Origin of the sequence: Pseudoalteromonas sp. H71 (genome assembly GCF_001468485.1) — a bacterium.
Taxonomy (GTDB): domain Bacteria; phylum Pseudomonadota; class Gammaproteobacteria; order Enterobacterales; family Alteromonadaceae; genus Pseudoalteromonas.
The window spans coordinates 67,065-92,428 of sequence record NZ_LODI01000005.1 but is presented as its reverse complement, the minus strand read 5'-3'; the positions used below and the strand labels follow the sequence as shown (position 1 = coordinate 92,428).

General features: G+C 39.1%; 23 protein-coding genes and 1 tRNA gene. 10 read left to right on the top strand and 14 right to left on the bottom strand.

What is annotated here, in order from left to right; genetic code table 11:
• Positions 1 to 59: 59 nt before the first annotated feature.
• Both ATS71_RS05000 and ATS71_RS04995 read left to right on the top strand, forming a co-directional pair.
• Positions 60 to 1,373, top strand: a complete 1,314-nt coding sequence (locus ATS71_RS05000) for an adenylosuccinate synthase (protein WP_008128387.1) — start codon at positions 60 to 62, stop codon at positions 1,371 to 1,373.
• A gap of 110 nt (positions 1,374 to 1,483) precedes the next feature.
• Entirely contained in the window at positions 1,484 to 2,122 is a 639-nt protein-coding gene (locus ATS71_RS04995; RefSeq protein WP_058403819.1) for a tetratricopeptide repeat protein, read from the top strand.
• Between the two features lie 97 nt (positions 2,123 to 2,219).
• Here ATS71_RS04995 and ATS71_RS04990 read toward each other — a convergent pair whose 3' ends face one another.
• Positions 2,220 to 4,067, bottom strand: a complete 1,848-nt coding sequence (locus ATS71_RS04990) for a cation:proton antiporter (protein ID WP_058403818.1) — start codon at positions 4,065 to 4,067, stop codon at positions 2,220 to 2,222.
• Between the two features lie 832 nt (positions 4,068 to 4,899).
• On the opposite strand from ATS71_RS04990, the gene proB reads away from it, so the two are divergent.
• Entirely contained in the window at positions 4,900 to 6,006 is a 1,107-nt protein-coding gene (gene proB / locus ATS71_RS04985; RefSeq protein ID WP_058403834.1) for a glutamate 5-kinase, read from the top strand.
• On the top strand, positions 6,003 to 7,250 hold the full coding sequence (locus ATS71_RS04980; RefSeq protein ID WP_058403817.1) for a glutamate-5-semialdehyde dehydrogenase: 1,248 nt from the start codon (positions 6,003 to 6,005) through the stop codon (positions 7,248 to 7,250). The genes proB and ATS71_RS04980 overlap by 4 nt, the downstream gene beginning before the upstream one ends.
• Before the next feature lie 61 nt (positions 7,251 to 7,311).
• Here the strand turns inward: ATS71_RS04980 and ATS71_RS04975 are convergent, their stop codons facing one another.
• The 4 genes from ATS71_RS04975 to ATS71_RS04960 form a co-directional block, all read right to left on the bottom strand.
• A complete protein-coding gene (locus tag ATS71_RS04975) occupies positions 7,312 to 9,519 on the bottom strand; it encodes a two-component system response regulator (protein ID WP_058403816.1) in 2,208 nt (735 codons plus the stop codon).
• A gap of 43 nt (positions 9,520 to 9,562) precedes the next feature.
• The gene (locus ATS71_RS04970; RefSeq protein ID WP_058403815.1) at positions 9,563 to 12,430 is read right to left on the bottom strand and encodes an ATP-binding protein; all 2,868 of its coding nucleotides are present in this window, start codon (positions 12,428 to 12,430) and stop codon (positions 9,563 to 9,565) included.
• The gene (locus ATS71_RS04965) at positions 12,430 to 13,692 is read right to left on the bottom strand and encodes an ABC transporter substrate-binding protein (protein WP_058403814.1); all 1,263 of its coding nucleotides are present in this window, start codon (positions 13,690 to 13,692) and stop codon (positions 12,430 to 12,432) included. Before ATS71_RS04965 ends, ATS71_RS04970 begins: the two co-directional genes overlap by 1 nt.
• 149 nt (positions 13,693 to 13,841) lie before the next feature.
• Positions 13,842 to 13,917, bottom strand: a tRNA-Ala gene (locus tag ATS71_RS04960).
• Between the two features lie 166 nt (positions 13,918 to 14,083).
• Between ATS71_RS04960 and ATS71_RS04955 the strand changes: the two genes are divergently transcribed.
• Both ATS71_RS04955 and ATS71_RS04950 read left to right on the top strand, forming a co-directional pair.
• On the top strand, positions 14,084 to 14,479 hold the full coding sequence (locus ATS71_RS04955) for a hypothetical protein (RefSeq protein WP_058403813.1): 396 nt from the start codon (positions 14,084 to 14,086) through the stop codon (positions 14,477 to 14,479).
• 2 nt (positions 14,480 to 14,481) lie between these two features.
• The gene (locus ATS71_RS04950; RefSeq protein ID WP_058403812.1) at positions 14,482 to 14,982 is read left to right on the top strand and encodes a prolyl-tRNA synthetase associated domain-containing protein; all 501 of its coding nucleotides are present in this window, start codon (positions 14,482 to 14,484) and stop codon (positions 14,980 to 14,982) included.
• Here ATS71_RS04950 and ATS71_RS04945 read toward each other — a convergent pair.
• Positions 14,949 to 16,097: an MFS transporter gene (locus ATS71_RS04945; protein WP_058403811.1), complete on the bottom strand. Its 1,149-nt coding sequence runs from the start codon at positions 16,095 to 16,097 to the stop codon at positions 14,949 to 14,951. The two genes, ATS71_RS04950 and ATS71_RS04945, sit on opposite strands and share 34 nt — an antisense overlap.
• A 195-nt stretch (positions 16,098 to 16,292) precedes the next feature.
• Here ATS71_RS04945 and ATS71_RS04940 point away from each other — a divergent pair, with 195 nt between their 5' ends.
• The 4 genes from ATS71_RS04940 (at position 16,293) to ATS71_RS04925 (ending at position 19,451) form a co-directional block, all read left to right on the top strand.
• Positions 16,293 to 16,832, top strand: coding sequence for a DUF2058 domain-containing protein (locus ATS71_RS04940; RefSeq protein ID WP_058403810.1), 540 nt, complete (start codon positions 16,293 to 16,295; stop codon positions 16,830 to 16,832).
• A 182-nt stretch (positions 16,833 to 17,014) separates the two neighbouring features.
• Positions 17,015 to 17,338, top strand: a complete 324-nt coding sequence (locus tag ATS71_RS04935) for a c-type cytochrome (RefSeq protein ID WP_058403809.1) — start codon at positions 17,015 to 17,017, stop codon at positions 17,336 to 17,338.
• 143 nt (positions 17,339 to 17,481) lie between these two features.
• A complete protein-coding gene (locus ATS71_RS04930; protein ID WP_058403808.1) occupies positions 17,482 to 18,249 on the top strand; it encodes a class II aldolase/adducin family protein in 768 nt (255 codons plus the stop codon).
• A gap of 26 nt (positions 18,250 to 18,275) precedes the next feature.
• On the top strand, positions 18,276 to 19,451 hold the full coding sequence (locus ATS71_RS04925; RefSeq protein ID WP_010556678.1) for a mandelate racemase/muconate lactonizing enzyme family protein: 1,176 nt from the start codon (positions 18,276 to 18,278) through the stop codon (positions 19,449 to 19,451).
• A 76-nt stretch (positions 19,452 to 19,527) separates the two neighbouring features.
• Here the strand turns inward: ATS71_RS04925 and ATS71_RS04920 are convergent, their stop codons facing one another.
• From ATS71_RS04920 to zapB, 8 genes are all read right to left on the bottom strand, one after another.
• Positions 19,528 to 19,896 carry a hypothetical protein gene (locus tag ATS71_RS04920; RefSeq protein ID WP_058403807.1) on the bottom strand — a complete coding sequence of 123 codons (369 nt, stop codon included), beginning with the start codon at positions 19,894 to 19,896 and terminating at the stop codon, positions 19,528 to 19,530.
• A 51-nt stretch (positions 19,897 to 19,947) separates the two neighbouring features.
• Complete coding sequence (locus ATS71_RS04915; RefSeq protein ID WP_058403806.1) at positions 19,948 to 20,787, bottom strand: amidohydrolase family protein; 840 nt, start codon at positions 20,785 to 20,787, stop codon at positions 19,948 to 19,950.
• Positions 20,784 to 21,512, bottom strand: a complete 729-nt coding sequence (locus ATS71_RS04910) for an SDR family NAD(P)-dependent oxidoreductase (RefSeq protein ID WP_058403805.1) — start codon at positions 21,510 to 21,512, stop codon at positions 20,784 to 20,786. The genes ATS71_RS04915 and ATS71_RS04910 overlap by 4 nt, the downstream gene beginning before the upstream one ends.
• A 20-nt stretch (positions 21,513 to 21,532) precedes the next feature.
• Complete coding sequence (locus tag ATS71_RS04905) at positions 21,533 to 22,021, bottom strand: FKBP-type peptidyl-prolyl cis-trans isomerase (protein ID WP_058403804.1); 489 nt, start codon at positions 22,019 to 22,021, stop codon at positions 21,533 to 21,535.
• 63 nt (positions 22,022 to 22,084) lie between these two features.
• Complete coding sequence (locus ATS71_RS04900) at positions 22,085 to 23,572, bottom strand: LysM peptidoglycan-binding domain-containing protein (RefSeq protein ID WP_058403803.1); 1,488 nt, start codon at positions 23,570 to 23,572, stop codon at positions 22,085 to 22,087.
• 55 nt (positions 23,573 to 23,627) lie between these two features.
• On the bottom strand, positions 23,628 to 24,650 hold the full coding sequence (locus ATS71_RS04895; RefSeq protein ID WP_058403802.1) for an MBL fold metallo-hydrolase: 1,023 nt from the start codon (positions 24,648 to 24,650) through the stop codon (positions 23,628 to 23,630).
• A 62-nt stretch (positions 24,651 to 24,712) separates the two neighbouring features.
• Positions 24,713 to 25,018 carry a cell division protein ZapA gene (locus ATS71_RS04890; protein WP_058403801.1) on the bottom strand — a complete coding sequence of 102 codons (306 nt, stop codon included), beginning with the start codon at positions 25,016 to 25,018 and terminating at the stop codon, positions 24,713 to 24,715.
• A complete protein-coding gene (gene zapB / locus ATS71_RS04885; protein ID WP_058403800.1) occupies positions 25,018 to 25,248 on the bottom strand; it encodes a cell division protein ZapB in 231 nt (76 codons plus the stop codon). Before zapB ends, ATS71_RS04890 begins: the two co-directional genes overlap by 1 nt.
• Positions 25,249 to 25,364: the final 116 nt, after the last annotated feature.

The window sequence follows — 25,364 nt, the reverse complement described above, 5'->3', positions numbered from 1 at the left end:
GATCTTTACTTGGGTTTTCTGGTAAAATCTCGTCCTAATTTTCTCTAAGTGAATTTACAATGGGTAAAAACGTTGTTGTATTAGGCACCCAATGGGGTGACGAAGGTAAGGGTAAGGTAGTTGACCTCCTTACGGACAAAGCATCTTTAGTAGTTCGTTATCAAGGTGGCCACAATGCAGGTCATACTTTAGTTATCGAAGGTAAAAAGACGGTTCTACACCTTATTCCATCGGGTGTATTACGTGACAATGTTAAATGTGTGATTGGTAATGGTGTTGTTTTATCACCAGAAGCGCTAATGAAAGAAATTGGCATGCTTGAAGAACGTGGCGTACCAGTACGCGAGCGTCTTTTGATAAGTGAAGCATGCCCGCTAATTTTGCCTTTCCATGTAGCATTAGATGTAGCCCGTGAAACTGCTCGTGGCGATAAGCCAATTGGTACAACTGGCCGTGGTATCGGTCCTGCGTACGAAGATAAAGTAGCACGTCGTGGTTTACGCGTAGGCGACTTATTTAATCCAGAATTATTTGCAGCTAAACTAAAAGAAGTACTTGAATATCATAACTTCACATTAGTTAATTACTACAAAGTAGATGCTGTAGATTTCCAAAAAACGTTTGATGATGCAATGGCTGTTGCAGATATCTTAAAAGCAATGGTTGTTGATGTAACTGAGCTTTTAGACCAAACACGTTTAGCAGGTGAGCACATTTTATTTGAAGGTGCGCAAGGTACATTACTTGATATTGATCATGGTACTTACCCTTACGTAACTTCTTCAAACACGACAGCTGGTGGCGTTGCTACTGGTGCTGGTTTTGGTCCATTAAACCTTGATTATGTGTTAGGTATTATTAAAGCATACACAACACGTGTTGGTTCAGGTCCTTTCCCTACAGAGCTTTACGATGGTCTTGATAAGCAAGATCCGGTTGGTAAGCACTTAGGTGATAAAGGCCATGAGTTTGGCGCAACAACAGGTCGACTTCGTCGTACTGGTTGGTTAGATGCTGTAGCAATGCGTCGTGCGGTTCAAATCAATAGTATTTCGGGTTTTTGTTTAACTAAGCTTGATGTTTTAGATGGCTTAGAAACACTTAAAATCTGTACTGGCTACCAGCTTGAAGATGGTACAGTTACAAACGTAACACCATTAGCTGCTGAAGGTTACGAGAAAGTAACACCAGTATATGAAGAAATGCCAGGTTGGTCTGAGAATACCGTAGGTGTAACTTCACTTGAAGGCTTACCAAAAGCTGCAATTGATTACATCAAACGTATTGAAGAAATCACAGGTGTTCCAATTGATATTATTTCTACCGGTCCAGATCGTGTAGAAACTATGGTACTTCGCAATCCATTTGCGTAATAACCTAAAATGTAAAAAAGCTGCTTAATGCAGCTTTTTTTGTGTCTAAAATTCACCTTGGAACGATCTTTGTATATTATTTGGTAAGATTATTTTTGCACGTGGTGAATATGCGTCTATTTTTAAGAAATTCAGTATTAGCTGTATCGTTAGTGCCAGTATCTTTATTTATATCTTCCAATACGTTAGCGGATGAATCGCCTGCCGCAGTGCCGTTATACACTGAGTCAGAGCTTATCGCGCTTATAAATAAAAATGTGCATTTGCAGCGTGTAAAGGCAGATGATTGCCAGCTAGTTCAAGATATTGAAGCGCGAGCCAATAAAATGGCATTGCCTTCGTATCAGTTTTTATATGGCGACATGCTTGCTTATAACGTGTGTGTTGAGCGAAACGTAGAGCTAGGTGTGTATTATATGAGAAAGTCTGCTGAGCAAGGTTTAGCGGCAGCGCTTGAGCAGTTAGGTCGCTATTACGATACTGGAAGGTTAGTGCAGCAAGATAAAGCAATGGCAATTACCTATTTACGCGAGGCTTCAGCGCAAGGTAATTTAAAAGCGCAGCTACGATTAGTGAAGTTGTTTAATGATGGCTATGGTAGTCCACGCGATTTTGAAGATGCGTACCGCTGGTTATTTAATTCTATGGTGGCAGATAAAGCAACGCATAAGAAAATTGAAAGCGCCTTAACAAAGCTGGCTCAAAAAATGCCAAATAGTGTCGTAGAGCGTGCACGGTTACCTATGTAATAGCAATCTGCAGTAAACCTTAATTAAGCGTTACTGTAAATCTAACAAAACAAAAGCCCTAACATAATTAGGGCTTTTTTTGTGGAAATTACTTTATTTAACTTTGTTCTTTGTCTTTAGGCTGCGGGTCTTTTAATAACGACATTTTTGGTGGTTGCAATGCAACAATTCGCTCACCTTCTTGTGGTGGTTTTTCCATATTAATTGTAAATGGTGTTACTTTAGCTGGTGTATCGTCATCGCTGTCTTTATCCCCTTTAAGAATAAACAAAGGAATAGCCTCAGGGTTCATTTCTTGGTATTGCTCCCAACTAAACTCATCTGAAATACGTGTAGCACTCACTTTTCCGCCTTTAGCAATCACGCTGCTTAAACGAGCATATGAGCCTTCATCACCAAATAAAATTTGACGCGATAAAAAAGTTGCACTGTCTTTGTTGGCTTTAGCATGTGTTGTCGATGAGCGTAGCGAAAACACGTTTTTTTCATTGAGTAAATGAGAAAAGTATTGCACACCTAACGCATTATGGTGACGGTTTGGTGAAAGCGCTAAAACACTTCGAATAGTGGTGAGCGGTAAGTATCGTTCAGCGTGCTCTGATTGTGGATTACCGTAGTAGCAAGGTAGGCCATCCATGCGCGCCATTTTGCAGTTCTCCCAGGCTGGATCTGAAAGGTGTACAGGAATATTTTGCTCTTTCAAACCACGTCCTATTGCACGTGACACATGGTTAGCCCCAATGATTAATATAGTATTAGGCGATGGTTGGCGCACACCGAGTAGCTTAGCCACAGGTATAGCCGTTAGGCTTTGTAGTACCACAGTGATAATAATAACGGTAAATATAAGAGGGACTATTTTTTCTGCATCGGCCACACCTGCTTCCATCATACTCAGCGCAAACACCGAGCCAACTGCTGCGGCTACAATACCCCTTGGTGCAATCCAAGCGAGCACTAAGCGAGACTTAATTGGCAGGTCTGTGCCAAACGTTGAGATAGCAATACATAAAGGGCGTGCTACGAATAACACAATTGCTAAAAATATAAATACATCACTGTCTAACATCATTAAATCGGAAAGCTGTAGACGGGCTGCGAGTAAGATAAACAATGTTGAGATAAGTATCATCGACAAGTCTTCTTTAAACTCTAAAACAGAATCTATTTCTAAGTCGTCTTGATTAGCAAGCCAAATGCCAAACACAGTAACTGCCAGTAAGCCTGACTCGTGGCTTAAGTAATTTGATACAGAAAAACTGATTAATACCAGTGCTAAAATACCAAATTTATGTAATTCAAACGGTAGCCACTCACGGCGCATTAATTGGGTTGTCACCCAGCCAGCTACAACACCTATTGTTAAGCCAACACCCACTGTTTTAACTAAGGCGATAACAGTATGGCTTAATACTTCTCCTTGCCCAACAAGCATGACAGCTTCAAAAACCAGTACAGCAAATAATGCCCCGATAGGGTCAATAACAATTCCTTCCCAGCGTAAAATGCGGTCTATGTCTTGAGTCGGGCGCATGGAATTTAATAACGGTGCTATTACTGTAGGGCCCGTTACAACCAAAACAGCGCCAAGCACCGCAGCAACTCGCCAATTGAGCTCAAGTAACCAATAAGCACTTAAACTAATAACAACACAGGTTGCAATCATACCAATGGAGCAAAGGTTTCTGACTACTTTACTAATCCCTTTTAGCTCTCTAAAGTGAAGAGTAAGAGCACCTTCAAATAAAATAACAGCCACACTCAATGACACAACTGGAAAAAGTAAGTCGCCTAAAAGTGCATCAGGGTCTAAAACACCACTAAATGGCCCAAGTAAGAGGCCAGTGAGCAATAAAAAAAGAATAGCGGGTACTCTAAATGCCCAGGCCACCCATTGGGCAAGCACAGAGCAAAGTGCGATACCGGCTATGTAAATTGCTGACATAGATTAAGAATTCCTTATTATGATTTTATCTAAAGTATAACGTTATTAATTGTTATTAAAGGGGTATACACGGGAAAATCAACTATTGCTAATTAATTTTAGCCGCTTATACAATATTAGTACGTATTAATTATGGTTAGCGTAGCTAAATATTTTATAAATTATCAATAATCGTTGCTATCTCATTGTTTTAAAATTAAAAATCTCTAATTTTAAATGTTTTATAATGTGGTCGTCTGAATTTTAGCCTTGATCTTACCCCCTTATTTGGCGTATTATACTTCGAGTTCAAATAATTAGGTATCTAATTAAATTATTTAGGAAATAAATTTACCGTTAATGTTACGGTCATATTTGCTAGGTATAATCGTTATTTAGAAGCTAGTTGAGTATTTGAACATCTAAAATTTAATTTATTCGATTACTTGATACGGTTTATCTCAGCTATATAAAGTTTGAGTTGAATTGATATCTTTCAATGTTTAATCCCCATCGTGGCGGTTAAATCTCGGTCCTATAGTCTTCACCCTATCTGTTGGTGTACCAGACTTTAGAGGCTCTATGTATGTTGTTAATAGAAAAGCCACCAAGGCTTTTTACAGCGATGCATAAACAACACTTTTTAAACTTTCTTATAGGCACTACTTTCATTGCAAGGTATCTGCTTTTTTATATCTGAGCTTAAATTTAAAACATTACTTTTAGATTTTGGCTTTCTTGTGTGCGTTTAAAAGTGTTGCTAAAAAACACAAATTCGAAGCTGCATTTACGGGTAGCTATTTAGTTTAGCTCATTAACACTGAGCACAGATAAAATGGAAAGTAGAAGACTTATGCAAAAGTTAAATTGGCGACGCATTGTATTAAAAGTAGGTAGTGCACTAATTGCACCAGATCAAGACGGCTGTCGTTCTCGTTACATACTTACTATCGCACAGTTTATTGTTCGTTGTCGTGCTCGCGGGATTGAAGTAATTTTGGTTTCATCAGGTTCGGTCGCAGCGGGCTCGCATCTATTTCCATCAGACCAGCCTCGTTCAGTTGTATTGAAAAAGGCAATGGCCGCAGCGGGTCAAACTGAAATGATTGCTATGTGGGACCGCTTCTTTGATTTTCCATCTGCCCAGCTTTTGTTAACTCATGGTGATTTGCGTGACCGTGAGCGCTATCAGAGCATTCGTGAAACCGTATTCACTTTGCTTGAACATGGTGTACTGCCAATTATTAACGAAAATGATGCAGTAACAACTGATGATCTAAAAGTGGGTGATAACGATAATTTATCAGCAATGGTGGCAGCTGCTGCCGATGCAGACGCTTTACTTATTTTTTCAGATGTTGATGGTTTATACGATAAAAATCCGAATCTTCATGACGATGCTGTTTTATTACCTGAAATAAAATCAATTGATGAGTCTATTTATGCCATGGCAGGATGTGCTACAAGCTCTGTAGGTACTGGCGGAATGAAGACTAAGATTGAAGCTGCAGAAAAGGCAACATCGCATGGTATTGCAACGTACATTATCAATGGTTTTAAAGAAGAAACATTTAATCGCTTACTCGCGGGCGACAATCCAGGCACGATATTTTCACCATACGAAAAACCAATGCAAGACTCGGTGCACTGGATGACACATACTGCAAATGAGCAGGGTGAAGTTGTGGTTGATGGATCGTTTGATGAGTCAATTGAAGGTGAAACAGGCATTATTCGCGGTGATGAAATTGTTGAAGTACATGGTGAGTTTGCAATTGGTGACACCATACTTGTTAGAAGTGAAGATGGTACGCGTTTAGCTAAAGCGACCGCAAATTACAGTAGTTGTTTGTTGAATTTTATTGCGGACAACGAACAAAGTGAATTTAGTGAAAAAATGCAGGACTCTATTGGTCCTGTCATTTCAGAAAAAGATATCGCATTATTGGAGAAGTCATGAGTTTAATTACGGATATTTCGCGTCAAGCAGCTAAAGCTGCAAACACACTTGCTTTACTCGACACCGAGACAAAAAATCAAGTATTAACAGAGATGGCTGTGGCATTAAGAGAGCAAAAAGCATTTATAATTCAAGAAAACGAAAGTGACTTAAGCGCTGCTCGCGACAACAATCTACCCGCGGCAATGGTTGATCGTTTAACACTGAACGATGAACGCATTGAATCGATGGCTGAAGGTATCGAAGTAATAGTGAGCCTTGATGATCCAGTGGGCCAACTTCGTGAAATTACGGAACGACCTAATGGTATAAAAATTCGTAAAATGCGCGTTCCGCTAGGTGTTGTTTGTATGATTTATGAAGCACGCCCTAATGTTACAGCAGATGCCGGTGCTTTGTGCTTTAAATCGGGTAATGGGGTTATTTTACGCGGTGGTAAAGAGGCACTTAAAAGCTCACAAGCTATTGCAAGTGTAATGCACACTGTACTTGAAAAGCACAACTTACCTGTTTCATTAATCTCAGTTATTCCAGATCCCGATCGTGGACTTCTTATGGAGTTAATGCAACAACGTGATAGCATCGATTTAATCATTCCTCGCGGCGGTGAAGGTTTAATTAACTTTGTTACCGAGAATAGTACGATTCCTGTTATTCAGCATTACAAGGGCGTTTGTCACCTGTACGTAGATAAAGATGCTGATTTAGAGGTTGCGATTAATTTATTACTTAACGGTAAAACACAACGAACGGGTGTATGTAATGCACTTGAAGGCTTGGTTGTACACGAAGATATCGCCGATGAACTCTTAAACCTGTGTGCTGTAGTGCTTCGTCAGGAAGGTGTAAAGATCAACGCAGATAGTTTTGCGGCTAAATACTTTGATAATGCAACGGTGTTGGCTGACAATGAATTCGGTGAAGAATACCTTGATTTAGAGATTGCGATACGCGTAGTGCCTACATTTTCAGCCGCTGTTGAGCACATTGCTCAATTTGGCTCAAATCATACAGAAGTTATTTGTACTAAGAACCAAGCCGCAGCTGAGTTGTTTCAACGCAGCGTAGATGCGTCAGTCGTAATGGTAAATGCATCATCTCGTTTTTCTGATGGTTCGCAGTTAGGATTAGGCGCAGAAATTGGCATTGCAACGTCTAAGCTTCATGCGTACGGTCCTATGGGACTTGAATCACTTACTACAGAAAAGTATTTAGTGAATGGCGAAGGTCAAGTTCGCGAATAAATTTTATATTAATTTAGCAAAAAGCCGAGCATAGCTCGGCTTTTTATTTTAATGACAAAAATCATTTTAATTTAGCTAGCCAATCGTTTACTGGCTCAGGTTTATGCAAATGATAACCCTGCAGTATCACCTCCGGATATTCCTGTAGTAAATCGAAGTGCGATTGGTTTTCGACACCCTCTGCAACAACGTCTAATTCAAATAAACGTCCCAAACTCACAATCATATCTATTATTAGTTTATCATTTTTATTTGTTGGCGCTTCGAGCACAAAAGAACGGTCTATTTTAAGTTCTTGAATCGGTAATTGCTTTAAATATGTGAGGCTTGAATAGCCAGTTCCAAAATCATCAATTGATACTTTTACACCCAATTTTTTGAGGTTATGCACAGCTTCAATAGCAGAGTCCATATTATTTAGTAGCGTACCTTCAATAATCTCTATAGTGAGTTGCGACGCAATAACATTATTAATTGTTAGCTGTTCAACTAAAAAGGCTAAAAAGCGTGGCTCATGGAAATGTCGACCACTTATGTTTATTGATAAACTTAAGTGAGGGTGCGTTTGATTAATCTTAACTAATGTTTTTAAAGCATTTTCACATACCCAGCAGTCTAAGTCATAAATAACGTCAGACTCTTCTGCAATAGAAATAAATTCACTGGGGCTAATAAAGCCTTTCGTTGTGTGTTTCCAACGAAGTAAAACCTCAGCTCCTTTTAAAATTTGATTACTATCATATTGGGACTGTAAATGAAGTGATAACTCGTTATAAGCGATTGCTTTACGTAGGTCTTGCTCAATTTCGAAACGTCTTTTTGCTTGTTCACCAAATGAGGTGTCAAAAAATGTAACTCGGTTACCCCCTTTCTCTTTTGCTTTATAGCAGGCAGCTTCACAGTTTCTGATAGTCTCAATAGCGCTTTCCCATTGCCCATGTTGCGGGAATATATACATACCAATACTTACTGTTAGGCTAACCTCTTGCAAATCAACAAAAAAAGGTAGTCTTACGGATGTAAGAATTTCTTGTGCTTTTTTCTCTGCAATAATTTGAGCCCTAGCTCTGCCAATGCCTTTATCTAGGACTGACAACGTTGCAAAGGCATCGCTTCCCAAGCGGGCAATAATATCACTATTATCAGTATTTTCATGGATACGCTTCGTTAGTTCTTTTAGGACATGGTCACCGGCTAGCAGGCCCATTCCATCATTAAACGAGTGAAACCCATCTACATCGATAATAAAAATATAGGCAAAATTTTTGTCAGTGGAACAGTTTTGTAATTGCTGCTCTAACTGCTTTAAGAAGCTGTTACGATTAGGTAGGGCGGTTAATTCGTCATGCCAAGTTAAGTAATCTATTCGCTCCTGAGTCACTTTTAGGCTTGATATATCGCTAAATACACCGATGTAGTGATCGTTGGTATCGTGTTCATTTTTTACAAGGCTTAACGTTAGCAGTTCAGGATATAACTCACCACTTTTGCGTCGGGTAACTAACTCACCACTCCAGTAGCCGGCTTCACTTGCGTGTTGCCATACTTGTTCAAAGTTTACATTTGGCTGATTATTTTGTTTGATATCGTGAATGTGCATATTTAACGAGTCATCTTCATCGTAACCCGTGATGCGGCAAAATGAAGGGTTAACCGCGATTATTTTGCCTGCACTGTTGGTTATCACAACACCGTCAGCTGTACTTGTTAGTGCGTGAAAAAATAGTTGATGTTTAGATGATAGTTGTTTTAATTCTTTTTCTCTAACATCGAGCTCCATCGCTAAAGATTCTATTTCAAGCAGCTTGTCATTTAGGTCAAAGTTTTTCTCTATTAATCGGTCTAGCATACCTTGTGCTGTTATATGTGTACGAATGCGAGCTCTGACCAAGGCTAATTTATAAGGCTTGTGAATATAGTCTATGGCGCCCGTAGCAAAGCCTTTTTCTTCTGACTCTTCTTCTGTCAGTGCGGTAACAAATATGATCGGAACGCTTTTTGTTTTGGGTTTCCCTTTTATTATGGTGCACACTTCATAACCATTCATTCCCGGCATCATTATGTCGAGTAAAATTAAATCTGGGCGGGTAGACTCAATAAACGTTAGTGCTTGTTCTCCACTTATCGATATTCGAACATCGTAGTCGGTTGAAAGTCCTTCTACCAAAACATGTAAGTTACTTGGTTCGTCATCAACAATTAGAATTAAAGGTTTTTGTCGTTGCGCTTTTTCTTCACTTTTATTTGTGGTGGAATAAGTTAAATGCACTATTAATCCTTTTTACATAGTATTTAAATTCTGAATCACTCAATCATAAATGCTTTGTGTCTGCTTTATATGTTTCAATAATCGAAATTACAGACGGATAGTCGAAATTATTAATCGCCTCTATTAGTTTTGATAAGGCGTGTTCAGTATCATAGCTATTCGCTTCTAAATGCCTTTTTAGGTAGTTTGGGATAGGACGAGACGCTAATGCTAGTGAGTGAATCTCATTTATCACTACCAGCTCATCTTCGAGATTGTGTCGTTTCGGCTCTATTTTTTCCAAATTGAGTGTCGCTAATAATTCTTTAATAGAAAAAAGCGTTGCTGCCAAATTTTCTTTTAATAAATCTATATTAAGCGAGTTTTCCTCAAGTAGTGCTTTTTCAGTCTCTAATGCACATTTTTGCAACTTTTCTAGCCCTAATGTACCCGCTAACCCCTTCAGTGTATGCACCGTTCGCTTTAAAGTAGCAACATCATTATTGTTTATTAATAAATCAGCCTTCGCTGAAAAGTCATTATTACCATCTATAAACCGAGTAAGCAATGTCATGAGTAAGGTTTCATTGTTATCAACGTTTTGCTTTGCTTTTACTAAATTTATTGTTTGCAAATTATCTCTACTTTTTAGGTGGTTATTTAATTTTTCGCAAAGGGCGGTAAATACAATCGGTTTAACCAAAAAGTCATCCATACCTGCATCAGCGGCTGCTTTTTTATCTCTGGGCTCTACAGCAGCACTTAAAGCAATAATAGGCATATTGTATCCTTTAGCTCTTAGTTGTTTAGTGGCTTCAAGACCGTCCATATGGGGCATTTGTATATCCATAAATACAATGTCAAAATGTTGAGCTGATACTTTATCTATAGCGTCTAGCCCATCGTTAGCAATTGATGTATTAAGGTCAAATTTACCTAGCATTGCAGAGGTTATTTCTTGGTTAAGTTTATTATCGTCCACAACAAGTGCTTTATAATCCGTTAGTTTTGGCAGGGCTACCTTTGCAGGTAATGGGTCATTTTTGCCAGCAGTGTCATTAATTAATTGCTGTTCTGCAATGGTGAATGGAAGAGTAAATAAAAACTCACTTCCTTTGCCAAGTTCGCTTTTTACTTGTATGTCACCACCTAATAATTTGGTTAACTGTTTGCTAATCGTTAGGCCAAGCCCTGTGCCTCCGTACTTTCTTGTTGTACTTGAGTCGCCTTGAGCAAATGATTCAAACACCCTATCAGATTGGGCTTGCGTCATACCAATTCCGGTATCACTAATGCTAAAGCGCAACTGTACTTTGTTTTCTTTTTGAAAAATGACTTCTATGGTTAATGACACCTCACCCTTATCGGTAAACTTAATGGCATTACCAATGCAATTATTAATTATTTGATTTAGCTGTATAGGATCGCCCAACAGAGTCATATGTCTGTCGGCATGCACAACACAATTTAATGCTAGTCCTTTTTGTTGTGCATTAATCGAAAATAAATCTTCAACGTTAGATACGATCGTATCAAGTGTAAAAGGAATTTTCTCAAGTTTGACGTTATCAGAATCGAGTTTTGAAAAGTCTAAAATATTGTTTAAAATTTGCAGCAGGCTCTGCGCACTAGAAAATGCTTTTTTAGCATATTGCTCCTGCTTAGCGGGCATTTCACTACTTTGTAAGAGTTGAAGCATACCCAATATTCCGTTCATAGGAGTGCGAAGTTCATGGCTCATATTGGCTATAAAATCTATTTTTGTTTTATTTGCTCTGTTTGTTTCTTCTATTGCACGTGTAAGGTCCGTATTCATTTCTGCCATTTTTACATTTAAAGCGCGTGTTTCATCAAGTAATTGCTTCGTTTCCTCACTTTTTAAATAAAGCGTATTAGCTGCTTTTAACACAGATGCAATTTCGGTTAGCTTTGCATGCTTATTTTTTAGTTTAATCGGCTCACCTTCATTCATACTATTAAGTAACAGGGTAAGCTGTGAAATAGGCTTGATAACAAAGGTAAAAATAAAATAACAAAGGAGTAAAAGGATAATTAAAATTAAAAAGGTAAACAGGCTGCTTTGCTTAGTTTTTTTTGTCAATTCGCTATTAAATTGTAATTTAGCCAAGTTTAGCTTTTCTTCTTCAGCGCTTTTAATTTTATTAGATAGGTATAAAAGTTCGTTTTCGATCCCTGTAAGCACTACATTTACAGAGTACGTATAACTGCGAGTTAGAAGTATTAGTTGGTTATGTGTTTTTTTTAAATTAATTGTTTTATCAAGCAAGGAGTCATTAATAGCCGACATACGGTTAATTTTTGTGTGCAAAAACTCTAGATTTTGCTTCACATTTTGAGCTTCATCAAAATTAGGTTTATAAAGATAGCTGACAGCTGCATGCTTAAGGTTACTAATGGTTAGTAAAATATCATTGTAGAGAATTTTTTTATCTTCATTTGATAGTGACTCAAGTGCCATTACCTTTTTTTGTAGCTCTTCAATGGGCTGTTTAAATCCAGATGAGTATATTTGCTCGCGCTTTTGTCTGTTAATAACTACTTTTTCAAATGTAGTTTCATAGTTTTTTAGGTGCTCGCTGAGGCGGGTAAGCATATTTTTATATTCAGGGGTTTTGTCTAGTGTGTTTAATGTTAATTGCCCTAAATGACTATTTGCTTGGTCTAAATATGTTTTAAACTTTGCAATATTATTTTTATTAGCGTCATCAATAAATGAAACTGCATGACTTTGTAAGGCCATTACATCTCTTTCTAGCTTTACGACAGCTTCACTTTTACTAATTGCATTGTTTTGAATGTTTTGCAGGCTGGTTAACGATTTTTGTAAGTGGTTAAATAAATAACTTTGTAAAAGAAGTAGTCCAGCTAGTACCGCTAAGGTCGCAATTATTTTTGATTTAATAGAACGCATTATCGACTTATTAACTCATACCACTTTTGTAAACTGTAGTCGTAGGTTGGCATAACGGTATTCCACACTGCAACGTTACTGAAGCGCTTAGTATAGCTTCCGCCATTTCTTTGCTCGCCTTTTCTAACTGCAATATTGCCATTTGTCTCGAGTAAATCAGTGTTTGCGGTTTTGCCGTCATACCAATAGTCCCATTCATCCTGTGAAAGTAGTGGTTTAGAGCGTTGTGGGTTACTTATGTAATAACCTTGACGAGCAATAAAAGCACCGGGCCATCCAGATAACCACCAATTCATATAATCGTAAGATGCATCTTTTACACTATCATGGGTTTGTGACGACAAGCACATTACACCATGCCAGCCTCTGTAGCCTTCTTTAGGTGCTGCAAAGCGCACATTTATGCCTTGGCCATTTAGCGCAGATACCGCAGGAGAAAACATACTTTCAATATGAACGCGTTCATCTTTCATAAACTGAACAGATTCAGGCACTGAGTTCCAATAACCGCTAAAGTGGCCTTGGCGTTTGAGCTCAAGCAGTACCTTAAATAAGTTATCCAATTCAATACGAGTCATTGCCCCTATATTGTTAATTTTCACAAGCCCTTTAGCTTTAGCAGCAAGCGCTAAGTCAAATAAACCAATAGTAGGCGCATTTACAATACCTACTTTTCCTCTGTGTTGCTCATCCAGTAACCATCCCCAACTTTCAGTTTCATAGGCAATTCCGGGTTTAATAAATTTAGTGTTATAACCAAAGGAGTCTACATTGTGCACGTAGGGTAAAAAGCTTATTAAGTCGCTTTCTTGCTCACTGAGTGTGCCATCAGGTTGTACATTTAATATTTTAAAGGGGGCGTCGCCGGCGCCAATATTGGCGTTTTCTGACAGCTTACCTGTTTTTGTGAGGCTATTTATTTCGTTAAAATAGGTAAGGCGTTTTTTTTCTATAGGCTGAATGGAGCCTGCGTTCCACAATACATTAATACTGTTTGACCACTGTTCGTATAAATCAAATGAACTAGGGTCCATTGATGCTCTTTGTAAAACTGCGGCACTGCCAGCGGGCGTAAATTCAATATTAATGCCTAAATCACTCATGGCTTGCTTACGAATCGCATCTTGTAATGTTACATGCGTCCCTAGCACTCTTATCGTTGTTTTATTACGAGCAAATACATAAGGAGCGTGCGTTATTGCTCCTGCAGTTAAGCCTATAGCTGCAAGTTTTTTGAGTGTTGAGCGTTTTGGAGAGTCCATGATTAACCTAAGGCATTAATAGATATACAAGTATGTATAGCTAATAATTGATAAACACTCAAGCTAATAGAGATAAATGAAAAACAAAATAAAATTAATGAATTAGGGTATTTCGAGGTGAAATTATATCTAAGAAAGGAGTAGGAAAGTGGTGGAGCTAAGCAGGATCGAACTGCTGACCTCCTGCGTGCAAGGCAGGCGCTCTCCCAGCTGAGCTATAGCCCCACATTCCTAGTTTATGTAAAACATAAACGCTTGGCTGCTGAGTTCCAAGCGGGACGAACTTTAAGTTTTTTTATAAATTTGGTCAAGTATTTTTTCGCTAATTTTCACTGTTTAGATGAATTTTTGATAGACTCGGCTTAATTACTCATTAAAACGACAGAAAATAATGAAAAAAAGTTTTTTTGCACTGGTAGTTTTACTTTCGGGGTGTGCGTCAAATGAAGAGCCGCCTTTTGAAATAAACACTAAACAGTTTTTTGAAAAACAAGACGAGCAAGGAAATAATGTATTTGCTTATGTTGTATCGGTTAAAGCTAAGCACCGTGAAAACTTTAACCTTGATCGTGGACGCAATAACAGGCCTTCTCGCAGTGAGGTTAAAGAATATATTGAGCAAGAACACTTTGAAGAGTCGAGTGTGTTAAAGCTTAAGTTAGAAGACAGGGCCGTTGAATTATTAAAGCAAGAGCTTAAAACGCGTGAGTATTGCGCTAACAAACATGAAATAACAGAAGTTCTATGGCGAGATCTCAGTGTGCAACTAAGAGGGCGTTGTTTGTAACTATGTTAGCGGACAAAACAAAGTTAGAGGCGTGTTTAGCGCATTTAGATATCAATTACGACGTTATTGAACATCCACCTTTGCATACTAGTTTAGCAGCTGATGAATTATTGCTTGAACGTCCAGGTACACGTTTAAAAAATTTATTTTTGCGTGATAACGAAGGTAAACGTCATTTTTTAGTTATTACAGCTCACAATAAGCAGTTAGATCTAAAAGCGCTTTCAAAACAGCAAGGTTTGTCGCGTTTAGGGTTTGCTTCAAGCGAGCGTTTAGCAACCTATTTAAAAGTTGCGCCAGGGTGCGTATCAATGCTTGCGTTACTTAACGACAAACAAAGTGCGGTAACCGTATGGTTAGATCAAGATATTTGGTTTGGCGATCTATTTCATTGCCACCCATTTGAAAATACACAAACGTGGATTTTGAGCAAACCAGACTTAGAAGCTTTTTTTGAATACACAGCACATCAACCGCGAGTTATGTTTTTACCGTCAAAGTGAGCCCAAATCACAAGCAATAATCCGCACAAACACATAATAAGCAGGGTTAGCATAAAGGGTGTTTGTCCGTATTTTTGGTATACCACACCTGGTAATAACGAGCCAATGGCACCTCCACTGTAGTAAAATGAAACATACCCTCCATTTGTCACGCTTGGTGGTGCCTCACTTATTTTATTAACCAGTGGGGCTGCGGTTGAATGAATAATAAACATAGCCCCACAAAATAGCGTGAATGCAGTTAAAAAGACGCTAAGCTGGTGGCTCATGAGCACAACAATACTAAGGCTGTAAAAAATGAAGGTCGCCCCTAATACGTGCCAAGCTGAAGGCGCTTTTTTTAATAGCCAAGGCGTGGCAATAGAAGCCAAGGCTCCAATTAAGTAGCCACTGTAAACCAAACCAATATCACGCGTGTTTGTAATTAAAAATGTACTTTGCAGTATAAATGGCAAATAATTAAGTAAGGCTGCAAAACAAAAAAACATACAAAATACAGCGCCATAAACTTTTAAAACAGGGCCCTCCTTAAGTTGTTTGATGTAATCTAGAGGCGATTTTTGAGCGTGAGTACCAATGTTGTTGAATTTATGGGGCTTAATTAGCATAGCTAAAAAAACAAGCATAAAAGCAATTAAGTAATAAAAGCTTTGCCAATGCCATAAGTCGCTAAATAGCGCAGCAAGTACCCTTCCAAAATAACCGCCTGCAATACTGCTGCCTATATAAAGAGTCATATTTTTTTGAAGTGTATCAGCGGTGAAACTTATTCCTATAAAGCTGGTCATGGCAGTTAATGCTGCAGGAAGGGTAAGGCCTTGTAAAAATCGTACTAATAGTAAGAGCTCAAAACTTGGTACCCAAATAAATAGTAAGCAGCTAAAGCCCAGTACTATCATTGCAATACGAAGTATTTTTAAAGGATTTTGTTTGGCTAGAAACAGGCCATACACTAATGGTGCAATAGCTAAGGGCAACATTGTTGCCGTCATTAAGCTGCCTGCTGTGGCAGGCGATACACCAAACTCACTAGCAAATAGGCCGAGTAGAGGCTGAGGTGCGTAAAGCACGAAAAATATAACAACAGAGCAAGCAAGTAGGTGAATTAAGCGCATTATTTGGCTTTTAGGTAACTAGTTGGCTTTTTTATTGTATTAAAAATCCCCCAGAATTGATAATTATAAAGTACGCTGTTGTCCCATATCATGCTAAGTATAAAGGAGTTTATTAGATTAATGTCGATAGCGCTGTTATTTAAACTCGTAGGTGATTAAAATAACGCTAATACTAGTTTTTATTGGAACAATGCCATGGGTTCATTACAAGACCAATTGCTGCAAGCAGGGTTAACAACATCGCATAAAGCTAAAGTTGCTAAATCAGAAAAACGTAAGCAACAAAAAAAACAGAAAAAAGGGGCAACAAGTAACCCTAATGATCTGCAAAAGCATATTCAACAAACTAAGCTTGAGCAGCAAAAAAAGGCGGAAGAGTTAAACCAAGCCCGCCAAGTGACTTTAAAACAGCGTGAGCAAGAAGCGCGTGTTAAGCAAATTTTAGAACACAACAATCAAGATGCTATTCGTGGTGAGCGAACCTTTAATTTTACTTACGATAAAAAAGTAAAAAGTATTGAAGTGAATGAAAAAACTCAAAAAGCATTGTCGGGTGGTCGTTTAGCGATCTGTGTTCTAGAGGGGCAGTTTTACGTATTAGAAGATGAGCCAGCACGCAAAGTGGCTGAAGTAGACGAAAAATACATTGTTTTTCATGTTGAACCTGAAAACAAGCCTAAAGATGAGGACGACCCATACGCAGACTTTGAGGTACCAGACGATTTAGTTTGGTAACAATCAATTAAGCGTCTGCTCATTTTTGTTTGCTAAACTAGTTTTAGGTAAATAGAAACGAGCTAGCAGTGCAGGGTTAAGTTGATCGTCTAGCATCGTTTCTAACGTATGCTTTTTATTTGATTATTGACTACAATCAATTGAACAGTTTTTTCTAACCGTCAAAAAGAAGAGTAAATACAATGAGCAAGATGAAAACACTACTACTAGGCGCGGGCATTAGCTTAGCCGCAAGTTTCTCGTTTAATGCAGCTGCCGCTGATGGTGCCGCATTATACACTGCAAAAAATTGTCAAACCTGTCATGGTGCAGATGGTAAAGCACCAATCATGGGTATGTATCCTAAACTTAATGGTCAAAACAAAGATTATTTAGTTGCACAAATGAAAGATATTAAGTCGGGTGCACGTAATAATGGTATGTCTATGGCTATGAAGGCAATGGTTGCTACAGTAACTGACGAAGAGTTTGAAGCTATTGCAGACTACTTATCTAAAGTAAAATAACTCAAAGTAGTTATTAACCCTTTAAAAAACAGCCACACAAATGTGTGGCTGTTTTTGTTTGTTGATTGCTATAAAACGCAGAGTGTTTTAGACTTCTAAACATCTATTCGCATTCATTATCTGCGTATTTTAAAAGGTTTATTATGTTTGATTTACCCCAACTTGATTTAAAAAATAAAGTGTCTGCTCAAGAGTGGCAACTACGTGTCGATCTTGCGGCATGTTACCGGCTAGTGGAGCATTTTCGTTGGGGAGACTTAATTTATACGCATTTATCGGCTCGTTTGCCCGGGACTGACCATTATCTAGTTAACGCTTTTGGGTTAACATTTGACGAAGTAACCGCGTCAAACTTAGTTAAGGTTGACCTAAACGGGAATATAATTGACGACACTCCCTTTAGCATTAACCCTGCTGGCTTTACTATTCACAGTGCAATACACGAGGTCAGAGAAGACGCGCATTGCGTTATTCATTTACACACCAAAGAAACCATTGCTGTGGCTACCCAAAAAAAGGGTTTATTGCCATTGAGCCAGTATTCAATGTTTTCGTTACCGTCGCTTTCATATCATGGTTACGAAGGCCTTGCAGTTAATGATGATGAGCGCAAAGTACTACAGGGTGACTTAGGTTCAAATAATCATATGTTATTAGTCAACCATGGTGGCTTAACGGTAGGCCCGACCGTAGGCGATGCGTTTATGCGTTTTTACGACTTACAACGCGCCTGCGAAATACAATTAGCGCTGCAAGCTAGCTCGCAAGAAGTTATTCCTGTACCTCAACCAATTATCGACAATATTTATAACCAAGCCAACGTGGTACACAGCGGCAGCACTGGAGGCCAGCTTGCTTGGCCTGCGATGCTACGAAAAGCATATCGGCTTGATCCCAGTTTTGCAAAATAACCCGAACAGGTTAATAAGGAATTTTTATGAAGGTAAATCGCGTAGAAGTATTTGATATTCACTGTCCAGAGCGCCCAGCGTGGACACCTGTATTTGTTCGCATCCATACTGATGAGGGCATTAGTGGTGTGGGTGAAGCCGGTCTTGCTTACGATTTAGGCCATAGCGCGGCCGCCGCCATGATCAAAGAAATGGCAGATGCCTTTTTAATTGGTCACGACCCGTTTCAAACAGAAAAGCTGTGGTCTCGTATGTTACGAGAAAGCTTTTGGGGTTTAGGCGGTGGACCCGTTGTGTACGCTGCAATGAGTGCTATTGATACCGCGCTTTGGGATATTAAAGGTAAAGCGCTTGGGTTACCGGTCTATCAATTACTGGGTGGTAAGGTTAACGATAAACTTCGTACTTATGCATCGCAACTGCAGTTTGACTGGGATAGCGAATTTAAAGCACTAGTACAGCCACAAGAGTATGCAGAGGCGGCATTAAAAGCCATAGCAGAGGGTTACGATGCAGTAAAAGTAGATCCAATTCAATACGATAAAGACGGTAATACGTATTACGATCGCACTAATATTATTTCACGCCCAGAAATGAAGTTATACCGCGCGCGTATGCAAGCTATTCGTGAAGCTGTGGGCGATGAAGTCGATATTATTTTTGAATGTCATAGTTTACCGGGTGCCACATCAGCTATTCAAATTGGTGAAATAGCCGAAGAATTTGATTGTATGTATTTTGAAGAGCCTGTGAACTACTTAAATCACTCGTTGCATGCCAAAGTAGCGGATAAAGTTAACGTACCCATTGCGGGCGGTGAGCGCTTGTACAACCGCTGGGGGGTTCGTCCTTATTTAGAAGATCAGAGTATTGACGTGCTTCAGCCAGATATAGGGTTATGTGGTGGTTTTACTGAAACTAAAAAAGTATGTGATTACGCCGATATTTTTGATGTACGTATTCAGGCGCACGTGTGTGGTGGACCTGTTGCGACAGCTGCATCGTTACACCTAGAAACCGCTATTCCTAACTTTTTGATACATGAGCATCATACTTATGCGATTAAAAAGTGGAACCGTGAATTGTGTTTACAAGATCCACAACCTAAAAATGGTTTCTTTGAAGTGTCTGAGGAGCCAGGTTTAGGTATTGAGTTAAACGATGAAATTGTGATGCGTTCGCAACGTGTAGAAATAAAATAATAACTAAGCTTTGTCTTAATTTAAAAAGCCGGTAAGTGACTATTCACTTATCGGCTTTTTATTAGCAACATTAAGGTCATTCGTTAATTACGCACTCAACATCTTTGAGCTCTCGCGTGGCTTTGCTATCTACGTGGCGTATAAAGCATTGTTTATTTTTTATCATCAGTTCAAATTGGTCGGGCGGATTAAGCTGATGACTTTTTATAATGTTATTTTTGTTTAGATTCCCCAGCGTAACCACACTATTTTTTGTAAATACATCGTCAGCTAACGTTATGTTTTGCATATTCGTAATGGTACTAATTACTTTGTTAACCGCGCTTTGATTAGGCGCTAAAAGTAGTGCATGTTGTAATTTGGGGGTTGGTTCAGCGCGTTGCGACACACAGCCACTTAATAAGGCGCACCAGGCTAAGCTCACAATGAATAATGTATTTTTCATAAAACCTACGCCATTTTAAGCATAATAGAATTTAAATATAACGACTTTTACTTACACTTGGTAGTAGTGCATTGCATTTGCGTAGCTGAGCTTATGCCATAGGCTATGGCTTTTACACAGCGCGTAATGCTGATGCCATAGGGCATTGTAATGAGTGTTTATTTGGCATACCGGAAAGTTACTAGCAAACATAATACGCTGCTCGCCAAAGTGTTGTAAAAGCCATTTAAAGCATGCTTCTTGCTGTGCTTGTGTCAGGCTTAATAACTCAAAGCCAGAAAATTTAATAGCAATGTTTTTATGTTGGGCGAGTAATTCAACGCCTTGTTGCCAAGAGGTTAAGTCATCAGGCAACCCTGCATGATTAAGAATAATTTGTAGATGAGGTAATTGTTTTGCACAGTGAGCAATATGATTAGCTACGCTAACGTTGTGTAGTTCAAATTGCGCTTCAAAATGCAGTTTATTTGTCGCTAATAACTCAAGATTATGAATACAACGAGGGCTTTTTAGCCTTATAGCATCATCGCCTTCTGTTATATCTCTAATGCCACATAGGCTCGAATGCGCCAGCGCATCGAGCGCGTCACTAAATTGCTCAGCAAGCGCATCTATTTGGTTAAAACTAATGGCTTTAAATGGCACTTCACTTAAATGCTTACTTAGCCAATTAAGTTCATTGATAGGGGCCGAATTATCAAAGCCCGCTTCTATGTGTACAATACCCGCAAGTTCAAAATCAGTACTTTTAACAAGTTGCTCTGCACTTATTGGTTGTTTTATTTTGTCTAAATTGGGCCATGCTGGTGGGTTTTTGCCTTGTAACCAAGTGTACTGACCATCAAGTAAATTAAAAAAATGAACATGCGGGTCAATTATCTTGGTACTCATTGGGCTGTATAGCCGCCATCAATACTTTGTAAGCTACCAGTAATAAAGCTTGCGTCGTCACTTGCTAAAAAACTCACAAGAGCGGCTACTTCATCGGCTTGGCCTAATCGGTTTAGCGGTTGCAGGCTTGCTTCTTCTGCCACTATATCGGCTTTGTTTGCACCACTTTTATCGCAGTAAGCGTCAATTGCGTTATGAAATAAAGGGGTTTCAATTGTGCCTGGGCACACTGCATTAGCACGAATGTTAAAGCGTGCGTAATCAAGTGCCGTGGTTTTTGCCATAGAGGCGAGAGCATGCTTAGTAAGGTTGTAGGCAAATGAATTGTGCTTAGCAATTAATGCTTGGTCAGACGCTATTAATATAATAGAACCCGCATTATTTGCTTTCATACAGGGTAGTACACTTTGTACAGCCGCGTAGGCACCTTTTACATTAAGCGCAAATAGCGCATCGAGCGTTTGCTCATCAGTGCTTTCTATATTTGCGCTTAGGTGTTTTCCAGCATTAGAAACCAGTACATCAATACGTTGAGATTGTTTATATACCGCTTTGATAGAGCGTCGAACAGCATCCACATCACTTACATCGCAATGATGAAAAACGCCCACATCGCTCGGTGTGATATCAAGGTTGTGAACCTCATAGCCACTACTTAGCAGGCGTTTTATTACCGCTAGGCCAATCCCTTTCGTTCCACCTGTTACAATTGCAACTTTTGACATACGGGTTCCTTTTTAGCTAATTAGTGAGCGTGGCCACAGCCGCCTTCAGCATGAACATGGCCATGCGAAATTTCTTCGCTAGTTGCTTCGCGTACCGATACAACTTCTACATCAAATGTCAGTGTTTTACCTGCAAATGGGTGATTCAAGTCACAATCGGCATTAAAACGACCTACTTTAACAATCGTCACCTGATGACGGCCTTGGTTAGACTGAACCATTGCAGTCATGCCTGGCTTCCATACTTTAACATCGCCTTGTAAGTGCTTAAGTGGAATACGTTGAATTAAGTCATCAACACGCTCACCATAAGATTCACTTGGCTCAAGCGTTACACTAAATTTTTCGCCAGCGTTTTTACCCTCAAGGGCTTTTTCTAAACCAGGTAACATACCTTCGCTGCCATGAATGTAGGTAAGTGGCGCATCATTTACACTGCTTTCAATTTGTTCACCCGCTTCACTAAGTGTGTAGTGAAACTCTACTGCCGAATTTTTACTAATTTGCATGCTGTTCTCTCTAAAATAACTATGTTGGGCGTGATTTTACGCGAAATAGATTGGTTTATAAACTTAACGTGGTTGATTTAGTGTTTTTTGCAAATCGTGTAGTAAATCTTGTTTGATTAGCTGCGCTTGTGGTTTTTCTGCTTGAGGGATATAAAGCACTAACTGACGGCCGGGTTTTAAAATGCTGGATGCCGACAGTTTATTCCATTTGGCCAAATCGCTATGTGGTACATCGTAAAGTTGGCTAATGCTCCACAGGCTATCACCGGTTTTTACGGTGTAGTCTATTTCTATGGTTGGGATAGCAATGCCTTCTTGGTGTTCTAAATAAGGGCTTATTTTGTAATCTATAGTTAAGGAGCTTGGTAGGGTTTTGGGTTGCCCAACCAGTAGCTTTTCGCCTACGCCAATAAAGTTGTTGGTTTTGTTATTGAGTTGTTTTAGCATTTTTACCGACATGCTAAAGCGTTTGGCAATAGCATAAAGTGTGTCGTTTTGTTTTACTCTGTATTCACCTGCAAAATTAGATTTAAAAAACTGACTTTTTAATAATGCTTCTTGGCCTATTGGTAGCAATAAGGTATGTGGTCCGTTTGGCGAGCTTTGATTTTTTAAATACCCTTGGTTTATCGCATGCAGCTGCTTTGACCCAATACCTGACAGCTTGGCAATAACCGAAAAATCGAATTGCTGGCCTATATTCATTTGTGTGGTGAGTGGTTTATAGGCAAGTTTTGGCTGCTTCATACCTTTTTGTGGATGCTTAACTAAATAACTTAAAGCGAGCAATTTTGGCACGTAATCGGCGGTCTCTTTTGGCAAGCTTAGCGACCAAAAGTCAGTGCTTTTTCCTCGTTTAGTATTTTTCTCTATGGCCCGCTTTACGCGTCCTTCACCGCTATTGTAGGCTGCCAATGCATGTAGCCAATTGCCGTTAAAACGCTTATGTAAATAGCTCAAGTAATCAAGTGCCGCATCAGTAGAGGCTAATACATCTTGGCGACCGTCGTACCATTGATCTGACTTAATACCAAAGTGATATGCTGTCGCCCCTACAAGTTGCCATACCCCAACGGCTTGTTGCGATGAGGCAACCGTGGGCCTAAAGTCACTTTCTACAAAAGGTAGCAGTGCTATTTCCATTGGTAGGTTTCTTTGCTCTATTTTTTTTACTATGTGATACAAATAAGGCGCTGCACGTTTGCTTACCGTGGTTAGGTATTTAGGCTGTTTTAAATACCAGTTAATGCGTTTTTTTAAAGCTCGATTTTGATAAACCGTAAAATGTAAGTTGTTGGCAATATGTACCCACAAATCAGTTGTTTTTGGTGGGCGCTTTTTTACAACTCTATTTTTAACTTTGAGTGGGGGAGTGTTTTTTTCAATAAGATTGGTTTGTTGCTCTGGGTTTACTGTGGCAGTTACGTTTTCGTGATTTGCGTAATCAGGCTCAAAATGAGTAAATATTTGAGGCGCTTCCGCCTGCTTTTGCTCGGTTGATTCACAACCAAACAAAAAGAGTCCTAAAAAGCATAATATCAAACTGCGCATAATGATCACTTTAGTCAATTCCTTTTATTATTTTAACACAATCCGTTGTGTTGGGTTATTTTGAGCTTTTAGCGCGGTTAAGTCCCGCTTGTAAAAATAACTGACTCGACTTTTTGTTAAGCGTGTCTTGCTGGTAGGGAGCAAGCACTTTTTGTGGAAACGTTTCTATGAGTGATTCAGTCGCAAGATTTTGATTACTTTTGACATGCTCAGTTAGTGCATTTAAAAATGCCAGAGGCTGCTTGAGTTGTTGCTTGTTAAGTATCCCGCCATGCCCGGGTATAATTAGTGATAGCTTTTCATTGCCAATATATTGCTTTAATAAAGTTTGCCAACTTTTAAGTTCACCGTGTCCCGGATAGGGAAGCCAATCAACAATGTCGCCACCAATAAGTATGCTTTCATTGTTTGTAGTAACGGTTAAATCGCCATTAGTGTGCGCTATATGGGGGGTAATATTTAATTCAAAACTGCCTAGGTCAAGTGTTTTACTTACTGCCAATGCTATGTCTGGAGGGCTAAGCTTATATTTGCGCCAACGAAAAAGTCGTGCTTTAGCCAGTTCTAGCTTTTCTCGCCATGCTGTTTGTTCTTCTTTGGGGATTGATGCTAAACGCTGATAGCTCAGTTCAATGCTTTTTTCATAGCTGTCGAGTTTATCAGTGTAGGCTTTTTGATAGGTTTTAAAGTCTGCGCTTACTTGCTGGTGGGTGATAAGTTTGGCATTAGGATAAAAGTGTTGAATAACTGCGATGCCCAGTAAGTGATCGTCATGATAATGGGTTGCAACCAAATAACAAAGAGGCGTTTTAAGGCGTTTTTTTAGTTCAACAACAAGTTGTTCAACACCTGCAAAATTTCCACTGGTATCTACTAGTAAAGCGCATTCATCACCCTCAATTAATACTTGGTTAGAGTCGTAAAAACGTAGAGCGTCTTGTTGTTTTAAAAATTGGATGTTGTTGTTAATGGTTTGCCAGCTAATGGCTGCATTTGAATTGGCTGTGACAAAAAGTAAACCTATTATTAGGAATGTATATTTTAACGATGAGTGAATACCAGGTAAGGAGTACTTCATTAACTATCTCTTGCAGGCCAATTATTACCCTAATGATAAACAAAAAGCGCAGGTTGCGCTTTTTATTTTTTTTGTTTTGGGTCACTTGCCAAATGTTGACTCAGTTTATCAACAAGCTGGTCTTGATGTTGCTGCTCAACAGTTGCTTGTGTTTTTGCTTCAAGCAAATCGTGGCTTAAATTAAGTGCTGCCATAAGCAATGCTTTTTGATCGTTTCGAACGGTTGAACGCTGTTTCATTTGTTCAACTAAGTCGTTTAGATTTTTAGCTGCTGCTATCAATGCCTCTTCTTGCCCTTGCGGACAAGCAAATTGCTGCTCTTTACCTAGCAACTCAACAGTGACCCGCTGGTTTTGCAGCTCAGACATTAGCTAGCCTGTTGTGCGCTTTGTAATTTATCTAGTAAGCCAGATAACGTTGTGCTGGCATCTTTTTGCTTTTCTTCGTTTTCAAGCGCTTCTAGTTGTAAAAGTTCGTTATCATCAGCGAGTTTACTATTTTGCTCTTTTAAGCTAGCAACATCAGTTTGTAATTGATTATTGCGTTCAATAAGTGAATCGATCAGTTGTTCGAGTTGTTGAAGAGTAGTGTTGTCCATAAGGCGCTCATATAACTGTAATTAATGTCTTGCAAATGTAAAGCAAAGTGCATTGATTTACTAGCATTTACGCCAGTTTTAGCTGATTTTTCTTCTTTGTTAAGGGATAATTCATA

What these genes read in the sequence shown, in the direction of transcription:
- ATS71_RS04965 (WP_058403814.1), bottom strand. Translation starts at nt 13,692, where the DNA reads ATGGACTCTCCAAAACGCTCAACACTCAAAAAACTTGCAGCTATAGGC.
- ATS71_RS04950 (WP_058403812.1), top strand. Translation starts at nt 14,482, where the DNA reads ATGTTAGCGGACAAAACAAAGTTAGAGGCGTGTTTAGCGCATTTAGAT.
- ATS71_RS04915 (WP_058403806.1), bottom strand. Translation starts at nt 20,787, where the DNA reads ATGAGTACCAAGATAATTGACCCGCATGTTCATTTTTTTAATTTACTT.
- ATS71_RS04955 (WP_058403813.1), top strand. Translation starts at nt 14,084, where the DNA reads ATGAAAAAAAGTTTTTTTGCACTGGTAGTTTTACTTTCGGGGTGTGCG.
- ATS71_RS04945 (WP_058403811.1), bottom strand. Translation starts at nt 16,097, where the DNA reads ATGCGCTTAATTCACCTACTTGCTTGCTCTGTTGTTATATTTTTCGTG.
- ATS71_RS04895 (WP_058403802.1), bottom strand. Translation starts at nt 24,650, where the DNA reads ATGAAGTACTCCTTACCTGGTATTCACTCATCGTTAAAATATACATTC.
- ATS71_RS04970 (WP_058403815.1), bottom strand. Translation starts at nt 12,430, where the DNA reads ATGCGTTCTATTAAATCAAAAATAATTGCGACCTTAGCGGTACTAGCT.
- ATS71_RS04935 (WP_058403809.1), top strand. Translation starts at nt 17,015, where the DNA reads ATGAGCAAGATGAAAACACTACTACTAGGCGCGGGCATTAGCTTAGCC.
- ATS71_RS04925 (WP_010556678.1), top strand. Translation starts at nt 18,276, where the DNA reads ATGAAGGTAAATCGCGTAGAAGTATTTGATATTCACTGTCCAGAGCGC.
- ATS71_RS04910 (WP_058403805.1), bottom strand. Translation starts at nt 21,512, where the DNA reads ATGTCAAAAGTTGCAATTGTAACAGGTGGAACGAAAGGGATTGGCCTA.
- ATS71_RS04990 (WP_058403818.1), bottom strand. Translation starts at nt 4,067, where the DNA reads ATGTCAGCAATTTACATAGCCGGTATCGCACTTTGCTCTGTGCTTGCC.
- ATS71_RS04920 (WP_058403807.1), bottom strand. Translation starts at nt 19,896, where the DNA reads ATGAAAAATACATTATTCATTGTGAGCTTAGCCTGGTGCGCCTTATTA.
- ATS71_RS04940 (WP_058403810.1), top strand. Translation starts at nt 16,293, where the DNA reads ATGGGTTCATTACAAGACCAATTGCTGCAAGCAGGGTTAACAACATCG.
- ATS71_RS05000 (WP_008128387.1), top strand. Translation starts at nt 60, where the DNA reads ATGGGTAAAAACGTTGTTGTATTAGGCACCCAATGGGGTGACGAAGGT.
- ATS71_RS04890 (WP_058403801.1), bottom strand. Translation starts at nt 25,018, where the DNA reads ATGTCTGAGCTGCAAAACCAGCGGGTCACTGTTGAGTTGCTAGGTAAA.
- ATS71_RS04980 (WP_058403817.1), top strand. Translation starts at nt 6,003, where the DNA reads ATGAGTTTAATTACGGATATTTCGCGTCAAGCAGCTAAAGCTGCAAAC.
- proB (WP_058403834.1), top strand. Translation starts at nt 4,900, where the DNA reads ATGCAAAAGTTAAATTGGCGACGCATTGTATTAAAAGTAGGTAGTGCA.
- ATS71_RS04995 (WP_058403819.1), top strand. Translation starts at nt 1,484, where the DNA reads ATGCGTCTATTTTTAAGAAATTCAGTATTAGCTGTATCGTTAGTGCCA.
- ATS71_RS04930 (WP_058403808.1), top strand. Translation starts at nt 17,482, where the DNA reads ATGTTTGATTTACCCCAACTTGATTTAAAAAATAAAGTGTCTGCTCAA.
- zapB (WP_058403800.1), bottom strand. Translation starts at nt 25,248, where the DNA reads ATGGACAACACTACTCTTCAACAACTCGAACAACTGATCGATTCACTT.
- ATS71_RS04900 (WP_058403803.1), bottom strand. Translation starts at nt 23,572, where the DNA reads ATGCGCAGTTTGATATTATGCTTTTTAGGACTCTTTTTGTTTGGTTGT.
- ATS71_RS04905 (WP_058403804.1), bottom strand. Translation starts at nt 22,021, where the DNA reads ATGCAAATTAGTAAAAATTCGGCAGTAGAGTTTCACTACACACTTAGT.